Raw genomic sequence first — 13,057 nt, 5'->3', positions numbered from 1 at the left:
CAATGACAACACTAAAAAGCACACTGACGTTCTGCGGCCTGTTGACCCTGACCGCCACCGCTCACGCCGAGACAGTTGCAACTCGCCTCGACAGCATCCAGCAACAAGGCGCGCTGCGTGTCTGCACCACCGGCGACTACAAGCCTTACACCTTCAAACGCGCCGACGGCGAGTTCGAAGGCATCGACATCAGCATGGCCCGCTCGCTGGCCGACAGCCTCGGCATCAAAGTGCAGTGGGTGCAAACCACCTGGAAAACCCTGATGCCGGACATGCAGGCCGGCAAATGCGACATCGGCATGGGCGGCATCTCGGTCACCCTCGAACGGCAGAAAAAAGCCTACTTCAGCAACACTCTCGACACCGATGGAAAAATCCCGCTGGTACGCTGCGACGACGTCAGCAAGTACCAGACCGTCGAGCAGATCAACCAACCCAACGTGCGCCTGGTCGAACCCGCCGGCGGCACCAACGAAGCCTTCGTCCACGCCTTCCTGCCCAAAGCGCAACTGGCCCTGCACGACAACGTAACGATCTTCCAGCAACTGCTCGACAACAAGGCCGACGTGATGATCACCGACGCCTCCGAAGCGCTGTATCAACAGAAACTCAAACCGGGACTGTGTGCAGTCAATCCGCATCAGTACATGCAATATGGCGAGAAGGCTTACCTGCTGCCGCGCGATGACATCAGCTGGAAGATGTATGTCGATCAGTGGCTGCACTTGAGCAAAGTCACTGGCAAGTATCAGAAGACCTTGAGCGAATGGATTGCGGTGCCTGATGCGCAGTGATGCCTAGTCGTCGTGCAGCATGCCGGAGCTGTATTGGTTAAGGCTGCTGCCGATGCTGTTGCCGCCGAATTTCAGGGTGTTGGCGCCAGGGTTCTGCGGTGATTGGCAGTCGCTGGAGAAACAACTGGTGGTGGTAAAGCCGCCGGTGCCGGAGCAGGCGCTCAGCACCGATATTGCTGCAGCAATCAGCAGCACTTTGACAATATTGAGGCGCATGGCACGGCTCCCATCGACATAAATTGAAAAACCTGTGCTACATCCTAAGCCTGCGCAGAACCCGGCAAGATGAAACTGTGCTGATGGACAGCGCGTGTTCAGCATCGATCAGGTGCGATACGTAACCGGATCAGCGTTATTTGAGCAGCAGCGAAATTGGTGAGCAGTTCGGTGGCGATGCATAAGCAGTACATTATGAGTCTTAGGGCGAAACCTACAGTCGCCGACGAAATCCCCTACGCGATCAGATGAAATGACTGAGCCTATAAAATCATTTTTGACAGTCTCATCATCAAAAAAAACCCGCTTCAGCCGAAGCTGAAGCGGGTTCTTCCCCTCAAAGATCGACCGTTACTTCAGGTCGTCAAAGTGGTCTCGCAGGAACTCGTAAAAGCGAAGCGCTTTTAGCAATCTCCATACGAGGCTCAGCGTACGCAGCAAAAGCTTCATACTTTTGGCCTCCGGGTTGGGGGCCAAACCTCAAGAACGCTTACCGGATCACGCGCTCCTTCGGCCTACACGTCAATGTAGCCAGTGAGGCGGCCGGTTGAAGTCCCTCCGAGAAATCAATCCGGCACGGGTGCAAAACCGTGTCAGGGGGCGTGAAACTGTTAAGTCACCAGCCAAACCTCACCGCAGCACTAACATGTGAGCCCCGGCATGTTAACTCAGAAATTGCAGCCCGAAGACCACTCATTTGGTTTGTCATAGAGGCTGATCGGCAATATTTGTAAATCGTTATTTCTGCTAGTATCGCCAAGAAAAAAACAATGCTCCAAACGGCTAGCCGCAGGCAAAAAGGACGTTGCATGTGCGCGCAAAGATTCATACCATGACCGCACGTCAATGTAGCCAGTGATGCACCAGTCTCGGTCGCAACCCGAGACTTGAAAAAACCGCCCCGCAAAGGCGGTTTTTTTTTGACTGGAATCTTGGGGCTACGTGCAACCATTCCCCAACGTCGCATTCTTCTGCAGTGCGCGATGAAGCTTGGCGCAATTCGAGTATTCAATTACCGCTTCTCGGAACAGCCTCGCCGCTTCGCGAATGGAATTAGGGGCCAGACCACGATACTCAGAAGATCAGCTCCAGAGTCATAGCAAACTGGAACACGTGGTCACGACGCTTGGGACTCTGCCCCACCCTATTCCTGATAAACTCGCTCACCTTCGCCCCTCTGATCCAGATTCCCCCAATGCCTCTACAACCCGCCCCACTCTCCCGCCGCTTCTCAGTCGCCCCCATGATGGATTGGACGGACCGCCATTGCCGCTTCTTCCTACGCCTCCTGTCGAAGAACGCCTTGCTCTATACCGAAATGGTTACCACCGGCGCTCTCCTTAACGGCGATCACGAACGCTTCCTCCGTCACAACGAAGCCGAGCATCCGCTAGCGCTGCAGTTGGGCGGTAGCGTTCCTCTGGATCTGGCCGCATGCGCGCGCATGGCCCAGAACCACGGTTACGACGAGGTGAACCTCAACGTTGGCTGCCCGAGCGATCGCGTGCAAAACAACATGATCGGCGCGTGCCTGATGGGTCATCCGCAGTTGGTGGCGGATTGTGTGAAGGCGATGCGTGATGCGGTGTCGATTCCGGTAACGGTGAAGCATCGCATCGGGATCAATGGTCGGGACAGTTATGCCGAGCTGTGCGATTTCGTCGGCACGGTGCGGGATGCCGGGTGCACCAGTTTTACCGTGCATGCGCGGATTGCGATTCTCGAGGGGTTGTCGCCGAAGGAGAATCGCGACATTCCGCCGTTGCGCTATGACGTGGCGGAGCAGTTGAAGGCGGATTTTCCGGAGCTGGAGATTGTGCTCAATGGCGGGATCAAGACGCTGGAGGCCTGCCACGAGCATTTGCAGACTTTCGACGGGGTGATGCTCGGGCGTGAGGCTTATCACAATCCGTATTTGCTGGCGGAGGTGGATCAGCAGTTGTTCGGCAGTGCGGCACCGGTGATCAGTCGGGCTGAGGCGTTGGCGCAGTTGCGTCCTTATATAGCCGAGCATTTGCTGGCCGGTGGCGCGATGCATCACATCACAAGGCATGTGTTGGGCCTGGGTACCGGTTTCCCAGGAGCACGCAAGTTTCGTCAGCTGCTGTCGGTGGATATTCATAAGGCCAAGGATCCGCTGGCGTTGCTGGATCAGGCGGCTGAGTTGCTTGAAGGGCGTTGATGCCCTTCCCATCACTTTAGCCAGGCGGTAGATCCGCCTGGCTTGTCCTTTATGCCGCTGCAGCAGCGGTCCAGTTCACCCAGCCAAACCCCCACGTCGCCAGAATCAACAACCCAAAACCAATCCGATACCAGGCGAATGCGGCGTAGCTGTGGTTGGCAATAAACTTGAGCAAGCCACGCACGGCGATCATCGCGAAGATGAATGCGGTGACGAAGCCGAGGGCGAAGACTGGCAGGTCGTCGGGCTGGAACAGGTCGCGGTATTTGTAGCCGGAGTACACAGCGGCGCCGACCATGGTGGGCATGGCGAGGAAGAACGAGAATTCGGTGGCGGCTTTGCGCGACAGGCCGAACAGCAGGCCGCCGATGATCGTTGAGCCGGAGCGTGAAGTGCCGGGAATCATCGCCAGGCATTGTACGAAACCTATCTTCAGTGCGTCGGACCAGCGCATGTCGTCGACGCGCTCGACGCTGATCACATGGCTGCGTTGTTCAGCCCAGAGCATGACGACGCCGCCGACCACCAGCGCCACGGCGACGGTGATCGGGTTGAAGAGGTATGCGTGGATGGCGTCGGCAAACAACACGCCCAGGAAAACCGCCGGCAGAAAGGCGATCAGCAAATTGATAGTGAAACGTTGTGCATTGCGCTCGGTGGGCAGGCCTTTGACGATATCGAAGATCTTCGGCCGAAACTCCCAGACCACGGCAAGAATGGCACCCAGTTGAATAATGATATTGAACGCCATTGCGCGTTCACCGTCGAATTCCAGCAAGTCGGCGACGATGATCTGGTGGCCGGTGCTCGAGATCGGCAGGAACTCGGTCAGGCCTTCTACCGCGCCTAATATCAACACCTGGAAAAAGGTCCAGAAATCCATTAATCCTCCATCAGAGCGCTCTTTGAGAGCGACCGGTTAACTGCACTCAGGAATTGAGTATCGGAAATAAGATCGGCACGCCATTACCCATTGCCTGGCGCTGCGCCGGCAGAATATGTCTTATCAAAAGCCACACTCAAGCCATGTTAGTAATCGTCGGCCGACGAACTACTCGAGAAATATTTAGTGCTGGAGTGGAAAAAGATTAGCGCGCGCAATAAAGTGTGATCCAGCGCACAATATTACGGTATGGCGATACAGTGGCAGATCGACACAACTAAAGCTGTCGCAATAGACTCAAAATAGTGGCACCATTGCATATCGCCATCATCTAAGCCGTAGTTCACTCTCTCGAGAAAATCAACTAAAAGCCTGAAAAGCTTACTTATTGTTAGAAATCTCGCGAGACACGTCTAAAATCCGCGCAAATGTTACCAATTGTCAGTCACAGATGAGAACCGGTGCTTTAACATCCCGATGTCAGCACCTAATTCGAGTCAATGCACGATGCTCTCAGCGAACTTGGCGACTAGAAGCCCGCGCCCGACAAATGACGAACCCGGTGTTCTTACTCTGGGTCGTACCCGTGGCGTGGCCGATCATTTTAGAACGCTAATCGCCCAGCATGTTCGTAGCGATTTGGCGCTTGAAGCCAGTGCCTACGCTAGTTCACATAACTTTAATGAACATCTGGGATCGTACCGGGCAATATTCCTGATTATCGATAGCCCACAGGCTCTCGAGGACAATCTTGCGCTGGTGGAGAATCTGCGCAGCGACAACTTGAAGCCGATTATTTGCGCGGTTATCACCGGTCGCGGTGCCTTCAACAAGATCAAGTACTACCTGGCAGGTGCCGATATTTGTATCAAACTCAACACCCTTTCCGACGACGGTGCAGAGTTGCTGGCGGAGTTCTTCACCAGTGAAGAATGGCAGCGCAACATCAATCTTACGCTTGATCCGACGCGCATTTGCCTGATGGACAAGAGCAAAAAACTCGACATCTCGTTTGCCGAGATGAAGATCCTCGAAGCCTTTGCGCGAACCGGCAATCACATCCTGAGCCATGATGAAATCGCCGGCATCATGGGCCTCAATACCAATTTCTACGACCCTCGGGCACTGGAAAAATCAATCAGTCGCTTGCGTGGAAAAATCAAGGACATGTATGGTACAAACGCGATTCAGAGCATTCGCGGTTATGGCTATCGCCTGCTGCGGGGTCTGATATCGACTGCCTGAGTCTCGGGCAGCCAATCCCTTTTGCAACGTACGAAGGATCGTCCAATGCAGCCATACAGTTCCTTTTCTGCTCCGCTTCTGTTTGAAATCAAGCATTTGAATGAGCGCGTCAACACGACCCATAACAATAAAACTCCATAACATAGCAGCAGTTCGAGTGGAATTTATCGAGGGCCAATCTTGGGCCCAGACCCTGCCTATCGATTACTTCCGAGGAAGCTATTGCTCGCCTGCCGATTTTCTTTTAGCCAATTTTGGTATGTATTCAGGAGAGAGACATGGAAACCAGTACAACCCTCCCAAGGAAATATTTTGTTGTCGTGACTCACAGTACAACGTCGCAACGTGAACTGGAGAGCATCCTGTCCAGTGAGCGCTTCAACTCGTTTGGCACGTCGCAGGCACAAATGTTTGTTGAAGGTGTTGCTTCGCCCTCCTCCGCGCCAATGGTGATGGAGTTCACATATCCGCACATCAGTCGAAAGAATGTCGCGCGTAGTATCGAGCATGATACTCAGCGAATTCTGGCCACACTCGAGTCGGAATGGCTGGCCGCGCAATCGGCAACTGTGTTCCAACACAATTCAGTCATTACCGGCGATACCAGCAACATGCCCCCTGCCGTTCAAAGCGATATGCCATACAGCGCAACCTGGCATCTTGACCCGGAACAAGGCGCACTGGTCAGAGAAGGGGTCGAGATCAGTCTTACGGGCCTGGAAACAGCACTGGTGCGCAAAATGCTCAGCCATGAAGAGCGTGTTGTCAGCCGTGATGATTTGATCATCAGCATCGGTCGCGAACCGGAACAATACCGTGGCCTGGAAATGTGCCTGAGTCGTCTGCAAGACAAATTCAAGAGCGCCAGCAACGGTGAGCGCCTGTTTCGCGCGGTAAGAAATCGCGGTTATTGCCTTATCCAGGACATCGTCGCGTAAATAACGCCGACCTCCGCCAATAAAACAAACAGAACAAGTGCGATTACAAAAACAACAAGAGCACTCTGTTTGGCTTTATCCCTCCTTGAGTTGTACTTTCCTGCCTCCAACAGTAACAAAACCCACACCACATAATCACCCCCTGCTCTGCGACCTTTTCTAACACACTACTATTTAAATATTAGAATAGTTGGCACTGTGCCATCTTGTTAGAACTCGTCAGACACCATTCCCGGCAATAACTTAGTCTATTGACTGACGACAGTTCGGCATATCGATGTTGTTACCTCAGGACACTCGCTACAACAAAAACAATAAGTCTGCATAACAACTCGGATTTCAACTGTTGAAACCTGAATGGACGTCTTTTGGGGATATTCGTATGGATCTTTCTCTCAGTATCAATCGAAACACGGGCCTCAAGGGACTGACCTTTTGGGGCCAATGGGCACTCGCTCAGGCGTTCGTGGTAACGCTGCTGTTTATCCTGGCCGAGCAGCACACTGGCACGGTCGCGTTCTATTACCGAATGTGCGCAACGCTGGCAGTACTGGCCTCGGTTCCGGCCTACACGTTCACCGGTGTCTATCGCAAACGCGACAACTACCTGACCGGCCTGGGCCGGCTGTTCATGGGTTGGTCGATGACCATGGCAGCGCTGGCATGCATTGCATTCGTCTGCCAGGCCGACGAGCTGTTTTCGCGGCAGGTGATTCTGAGCTGGGCGGTGTATGGCTTCCTTGGTCAAGCGTTTCTCTACGCACCGCTGCATGCGTTTTCCAAGTACTACCAGCGTTCGCGCAAGAGCGAACACAAGACGTTGATCGTCGGTACTGGTGAACTGGCGCTGGGTCTGGCGAAGAAGCTCAGCCAGCTGGAAAACCTGCCGCTTGTGGGCCTGGTCAGCAATGGCGATGTGACCACGCTGGGCTCCGATGCGCCACGTGTCGTCGGCGCACAGGAACAGCTGCTGGACCTGATCGCTGCCCATGACATCCGCCGTCTGTACATCACCCTGCCGCTGTGCGAAGCAGCGAAGATCGAAGCGATGTATGTCGACCTGCTGGGTGCCAACGTCGACGTGGTGTGGGTGCCGGATCTGAACAGCCTGACGCTGCTCAATCACTCGGTGAAAGTCGTGGACGGTCTGCCGGCGATCTACTTGAACGAAAGCCCGCTGACCAGCCGCCCGACCGCCGCACTGAGCAAGAGTCTGGTGGAAAAGGCTGTGGCGTTTCTGGCGATCATCGCGCTGAGCCCGATCCTGCTGATCATTGCGCTGGCGGTGAAGCTCAACTCTCCAGGTCCGGTGTTTTTCAAGCAGGACCGCCATGGCTGGAACGGCAAGGTGATCAAGGTCTGGAAATTCCGCTCGATGCGTGTTCACGATGATCGTGATGTGAAGCAGGCCAGCCGCAATGACTCACGCATTACCGCTGTCGGCCGTTTTATCCGTCGCACTTCGCTGGATGAATTGCCGCAACTGTTCAACGTCCTGCAAGGGCACATGGCTCTGGTCGGCCCACGTCCACATGCGGTCGCGCACAATAATTACTACTCGGGGAAAATCCTCGCGTACATGGCGCGCCACCGGATTAAACCGGGCATCACCGGCCTCGCCCAGATCAGCGGCTGCCGTGGTGAGACCGACACCATCGACAAGATGCAGAAACGTGTGGAGATCGACCTGCAGTACATCAACAGCTGGTCGTTGTGGCTGGATCTGAAGATCCTGGTGAAGACACCGTTTACGTTGCTGTCGAAGGATATTTACTGAGGTTCAGGGTTGTAGATGCAAGGGGACGAAAGTCCCCTTTTTTGTGGGCGGGATTTGGGGGTGAGTCGGGATTGTGGCCTGGCAAATAAACCCCTGTAGGAGTGAGCCTGCTCGCGATAGCGGTGTGTCAGGCGACATGAATGTAACTGGACTGACGCTATCGCGAGCAGGCTCACTCCTACAGGGATTTGGGGGTGAGCCGGGATGTGTGGCTTGGCAAATAACCCATGTAGGAGTGAGCCTGCTCGCGATGGCGGTGTGTCAGGCAACATCAATGTTGACTGGACTGACGCCATCGCGAGCAGGCTCACTCCTACAGGGGATCTTTGTTGTAGCGGGGATCGGCGTCTACTCGGTTATCTTCTCGAAATTACGATAGAACATATCGCCTTCCCGGCTATCGGTCATCGAGTGCAGTTGGTAGCTGCGGTTGAGTCGCGCACCGCCGTCTCGGGTCAGGGGGGCCCAGACCAGGTTGGCGCGGCGCATGGTCGACATGCTCATCATTTCGTCGAACGGAATCGACAGGTACAGGCCCTTGTCGAAGCTACCTTCGCCATATTCGGCGCTGCTGGCGGTGGTGATCGTTGCCCAGGCGCCGACGCGTACGCCGTTGAAAAACTCCCGCGAGATATCCACCGTCGTGCCCCAGTCGCCGGCCAGATAGCGGCCGACACTCACCGCCGCCAGCGTGTCGAACGGCAGGTCGGTGTAACCGGTAATGTGCCCGGTCACCACCGAGTAATCGCGCAAGGCAAAACCCTGATCGAAATCGCGCTGACGCACCCAGTTCAAGTCCGCACCCAGTGACCAGCGCTCGCCGGTCGGCCGGAACAGCACCTCGGCGCCGACGCCAGCAAACATCGACTCCAGATAGCCACCGTAGACCATGCCATACAGGTCTTTGTCGAGTTGCTCGGCATGGCTGACCTGGAACAGCGGCATGGTCGTATTGGAGGTCGTCAGGTACTGACGCAAATCGGTTCGCACACGCGGCAATCCGCTTGGCGCGTCGTAGCTGAATTTGTCGAAGTTGTTCGCCAGGTTGGCGCTGAGCAAGCCGCTCCACCAGGTGTTGCGGTTGAAACGATATTCGGCGTCGGCATCGGCGCTGAATTGATAGAGCAAACCATCCGGACCACCGACGTTCTGCTTGAAGCCCAGGCCCACGCCATAGCTGAAATGCTGCGGCGCCTCGCTGTAGAGGGTCGTCTCGTTGTGCGGCATCGCCGGATTGATTTCGGTGGTGCGGTGCAGCGTTTCCAGCGGCTCTTCGTTGTTGATCACTTCGCGGAAGGTCTGGCGCGGCAGGCTGGTTTCTTCCAGCGGCAAGTCGTAGCGCTTGTTGACCACGGTGAACCAGTCGATGTCGTCGCTGACACTGTTATCGAGAATCCGGCTTGCCCGCCCTACCGCCTTGGACGAGTGGAAATAACGCTGCTGCTCGCCGTAGACGATCAGCTCGGAATCACGCTGGGCGATGCGCTCGACTTTATAGCCGGCGTTCTGCTGCAAACGCCTCGATACATCGGCCCAGTCGACCTGCGCCATCGTCGCGGTCGGGGCTTTCGCCGGCAGCGGTTCCGGGGTCGGGTCGTAGGTTTTCGCCGGGGCTTTGCGGCTGACGAAATTGGTGTGAAAGGTCACACCGAACATCGCCGTGTTACCACGTTCCCACGCGGCGCTGACGTCGATCGAATCGGTGACTTTGAATACTGCGCCGAGGTTGATCGGCGAGTCCTGCTTGATCTCGTTGTCCTTCGGTTCGTTCTTGTAATCGTTGCCTTCGAACTCGAGTTTCAGACTGAGGCGATCCCACGGCGTCTGATAGCTCACGCCACCGAACAACGAAGGCCGGCCACGGAAATACGAACCCGAGTTGACGTCACCGGTGCCCTCGAGCGCCGGCCGGGTATCGAAGCGACTGCTGACATAGCCCAGCGGGTTATCGAAGTCGCCGCGATTGCCGATATAGCCCCAGGCGATGCCGGCGCTGAAATCGAAGTTGTCGTAGCGTTTGTTGGCGACGAAATATTCACTGGAGAACAAACCGGTACCACCGATATCGCGGAAGCCCAGCGCCACTTCCGGCGCCCAATGGCTTTCCTGCCACAGCCGGACTTTGGCGTCGACCGCCTTGTCCTTATAGCTTTGGCTGCCGCTCAGGGCCTCCGAGCCGTACGGCCGGTTGGTGATCGCGGTGTAGCGAAACGAGCCTTCGAGCCAGTCCAGCGGCTGCAACGACACGCTGTAGCGGCTGTACGGATCAGTGCGGTTGGCGTTGACGCTCAACTCCCCCGCCGGGGCCATGCGCGCGGTCGGCGTCTGCCACAAGCCGGTGCCACCGAAGTCATTCTGGGTAATGCGCGGCTCGGCGTGAGCCAGGCCACAGGGCAATAACAACACAGCTGCAAAACGTAACTTCAACGAACCACCTCGGCCAGCTGCGTGGCAATGAATTCGGCCAACTGCTGATTCAGTTCAGGAAGAGGCGGATCCAGATCATCATTTTTCAGCGGCACCAGAATCTTGCTGCCGGCGACGGGAAATTGCCCGGACTCACGATTCCAGTGGGCAATGCCGACGCGCCGCGACACGCCGTTGGGCTGGATCAGCCACAGGTAATCGGCTTCGGCATCGTCGAGAATCGAGCAGCCTTGCAGGTATTCGCGCGCCTCCTGCAACGGCTGATACGGCAAGTGGCACGGCGCGGCGACGGCACCCAGTACCTGCACTTCATCAACCCTTTTCGGATAGACCAGACGATCACCATCCTCGAGACGAATGTTGCGCGCGAAGCCGGTTTCCACCGCGACCGGGTCGAGATCGGCGATCTGCCGGCCGGTCACCGGCATCTGCCGTACTTCTTCAGCAACACGCTGCGCCAGCGCCACACGACTCGGTTTGTCGAACAGCACGGCCATGCGCTGCAGCACCTCGAGATCGAACAGCACGCCGACCTTGAGCCGGGTCTGCTGTTCGATCAGCGACTGGCGCAGCAAGCCGCCGGCGAGCCAGTAGCCTTCGGCGTTCGGCACGGCCTCACTGATCACATCGAACAAGCGCCCGCCGGGCGGCAACGGGATCGGCCCGGGATTGGCGACATCGCCCGAAACGGTGACGGCAGCCTGACTGACCCCGGTCATCAGGATCAGACCCGCAGACCACAATCTCAGGCGCTTCACGGCAGGTGCCTGCGAGCAGGCGTCAGTTGCACGACCTTGACGCGCAACTGCGTCGTCAGTTGCTGCTCGCTTTGCAGAATGAAACCGTCGCGCGGATCGACCCAGTAATGATTGGTCGCGCGCAAGCCGATGGCCGGCGCGTCAATCTGCTCATCGACACGCAGCACGGCGTATTCCTTGTCGAGGATATTCAGGGTAGTGTCCGAGCGGCGGCTGAAGCGGCTGTTGACGATCACCCCGACTTCCTGGCCCTTGTACAGATCGATCCAGCGGCGCGTGGTGAAACCATCGGCGACGTGATGCAGGCCTCGCTTGAACGGCGAGTCATCGGCCAGGCGTGTGCCGTCCAGGTCCCCTTCCAGGCCCAGACCAATGCTGCGCACGGCAAGGCCATCTCGCAGCAGCAGGACTTGCTTGCCGGAAGCGACCCAGAACTGCAGGTCTGCACGCTCGCGCATCAGCGCCAGCACGCCGGAGCCGGACGGCGTAGTCAGCTTCAGTTGCGGGTAATTGACCGCGGCCACTTCCGCAGCCGTCACGTCCACTTCGTCCGGGCCGACCACTGCGGCCTTTAGGTTGTTCAGCGACGCGCTCATCAGCGGATTACAGCCACTGAGCAACACCGCCGCGCATAGGCAGACGCCAACTTTCAACGTATTCACAGTCGGCGACCTTATTTGCTGTTGTTACTGTATTCGCTCCAGTTCTTCGCCGCGGAAGCCCCGGTGCCGACAATCGATGCCGACGGCACCAACTGGCTGATGAAGCGGTTCCAGCGCGTGACATTAGCCGGGCCGACGTAGACCACGTCCTGCGGGCGCACCTGGAAATGCGAGGCCAGCGCCATGGCGGTCGGTGATTCGGCTTCCAGTTGGTAGATCTTCGCCGGCTCGACATCGAGATTTTCCACGCCACGAATGACGTACACCGCGTTACCGTTGGAGCTGGTCTGGCTGAGGCCACCGACTGAACCGAGCACATCGGAGAGGTTCATCGTCGCCGTCTTGAAGCTCAACGCGCGCGGCTGGTTGACCTCGCCCATCACGTAGATGCGCTTGTTGTCGTTGTACGGCAGATACAACTGGTCGCCGCCCTTGAGGAAGACGTTCTGCAACTCGGAATCCTGCTGATTGAGCGCGTCGAGATTGAGCGGATAAGTGCGCCCGTTGCGCGTCAGCAACAGCCCGGACAGATCGGCGTTGTTGGTGTCGATACCGGCCGAGCCAAGGGCTTCGACCACGCTCAGCGGGTTGGTGGAAATCGCTTGCGGGCCAGCCTTGGTGACCGCACCGGTGACCACGACTTTCTGGCTGGCAAAACGCAGCACCGCGACGTCAACCTGCGGCTCGGCGATGAACGCCGACAAACGCTGCTCGATGTCCGCGCGCAGTTGCTGGATGGTGCGGCCGGCGGCCTGCACTTCCTTGATGAACGGGTAATACAGCGTGCCATCGGAGCGCACCAGACGGCCGTTGGCATCGATCTGTTGCTGCGCGCCGGACGGGGCCGTCAGCTCCGGGTGATCCCACACGGTGATATACAGCACGTCGTTGTTACCGATGCGGTACTCGGCGGGGGTCGCCAACAACTCCGCCGGCAGCGATTCGTGCTTTTGCGTCGCGCGGTTCATGGCGATCAGCTTCGGCGTGATCGGAATCAGCTCGACCCGGCTGCTTTCACTCGCGCCCTGGCGGGTGATGTCGCTGGTGCTGAGGTATTGACCGGGGGAAAACATGCAACCTTGCAGAGCGAGACTTGCCAACATTAAAAGATAAACACTACGAGTCATAATGGCACTACGCTATTCAAGGGCGAATCCAAAAACAAAGTCACCCGA

General features: G+C 57.0%; 11 protein-coding genes. 5 read left to right on the top strand and 6 right to left on the bottom strand.

Features of this window, described 5'->3' with window-relative positions; genetic code table 11:
* Positions 1-2 precede the first annotated feature (2 nt).
* Positions 3-794, top strand: a complete 792-nt coding sequence (locus tag ACYYKW_RS15710; RefSeq protein ID WP_464990511.1) for a transporter substrate-binding domain-containing protein — start codon at positions 3-5, stop codon at positions 792-794.
* 3 nt (positions 795-797) lie between these two features.
* On the opposite strand, the gene ACYYKW_RS15705 is transcribed toward ACYYKW_RS15710, so the two are convergent.
* Positions 798-1,010, bottom strand: coding sequence for a hypothetical protein (locus ACYYKW_RS15705; RefSeq protein ID WP_093100013.1), 213 nt, complete (start codon positions 1,008-1,010; stop codon positions 798-800).
* A 1,195-nt stretch (positions 1,011-2,205) separates the two neighbouring features.
* Between ACYYKW_RS15705 and dusA the strand changes: the two genes are divergently transcribed.
* Entirely contained in the window at positions 2,206-3,192 is a 987-nt protein-coding gene (gene dusA / locus ACYYKW_RS15700; RefSeq protein ID WP_464990510.1) for a tRNA dihydrouridine(20/20a) synthase DusA, read from the top strand.
* Between the two features lie 49 nt (positions 3,193-3,241).
* Here dusA and ACYYKW_RS15695 read toward each other — a convergent pair whose 3' ends face one another.
* Entirely contained in the window at positions 3,242-4,075 is an 834-nt protein-coding gene (locus ACYYKW_RS15695; RefSeq protein WP_336356039.1) for an undecaprenyl-diphosphate phosphatase, read from the bottom strand.
* Between the two features lie 507 nt (positions 4,076-4,582).
* Here ACYYKW_RS15695 and ACYYKW_RS15690 point away from each other — a divergent pair.
* From ACYYKW_RS15690 to ACYYKW_RS15680, 3 genes are all read left to right on the top strand, one after another.
* Entirely contained in the window at positions 4,583-5,320 is a 738-nt protein-coding gene (locus ACYYKW_RS15690; RefSeq protein ID WP_464990509.1) for a winged helix-turn-helix domain-containing protein, read from the top strand.
* 278 nt (positions 5,321-5,598) lie between these two features.
* On the top strand, positions 5,599-6,258 hold the full coding sequence (locus tag ACYYKW_RS15685) for a winged helix-turn-helix domain-containing protein (RefSeq protein ID WP_464990508.1): 660 nt from the start codon (positions 5,599-5,601) through the stop codon (positions 6,256-6,258).
* A gap of 382 nt (positions 6,259-6,640) precedes the next feature.
* Positions 6,641-8,035 (top strand): undecaprenyl-phosphate glucose phosphotransferase, encoded by a 1,395-nt coding sequence (locus tag ACYYKW_RS15680; RefSeq protein WP_090284665.1) that lies wholly within the window; start codon positions 6,641-6,643, stop codon positions 8,033-8,035.
* Positions 8,036-8,383: 348 nt separating this feature from the next.
* Here the strand turns inward: ACYYKW_RS15680 and ACYYKW_RS15675 are convergent, their stop codons facing one another.
* The 4 genes from ACYYKW_RS15675 to ACYYKW_RS15660 are packed head-to-tail and all read right to left on the bottom strand — an operon-like array spanning position 8,384 to position 13,009.
* Positions 8,384-10,462 (bottom strand): YjbH domain-containing protein, encoded by a 2,079-nt coding sequence (locus ACYYKW_RS15675; protein ID WP_093099934.1) that lies wholly within the window; start codon positions 10,460-10,462, stop codon positions 8,384-8,386.
* The gene (locus tag ACYYKW_RS15670; protein WP_464990507.1) at positions 10,459-11,220 is read right to left on the bottom strand and encodes a capsule biosynthesis GfcC family protein; all 762 of its coding nucleotides are present in this window, start codon (positions 11,218-11,220) and stop codon (positions 10,459-10,461) included. The genes ACYYKW_RS15675 and ACYYKW_RS15670 overlap by 4 nt, the downstream gene beginning before the upstream one ends.
* Positions 11,217-11,882, bottom strand: coding sequence for a YjbF family lipoprotein (locus ACYYKW_RS15665; RefSeq protein WP_464990506.1), 666 nt, complete (start codon positions 11,880-11,882; stop codon positions 11,217-11,219). Before ACYYKW_RS15665 ends, ACYYKW_RS15670 begins: the two co-directional genes overlap by 4 nt.
* An 11-nt stretch (positions 11,883-11,893) precedes the next feature.
* Positions 11,894-13,009 (bottom strand): polysaccharide biosynthesis/export family protein, encoded by a 1,116-nt coding sequence (locus ACYYKW_RS15660; protein ID WP_172833260.1) that lies wholly within the window; start codon positions 13,007-13,009, stop codon positions 11,894-11,896.
* Positions 13,010-13,057: the final 48 nt, after the last annotated feature.

This window comes from Pseudomonas sp. 15C, from assembly GCF_055484735.1.
The sequence above is the reverse complement of the archived record's forward strand: the minus strand, read 5'-3'. Positions and strand labels throughout refer to the sequence as shown.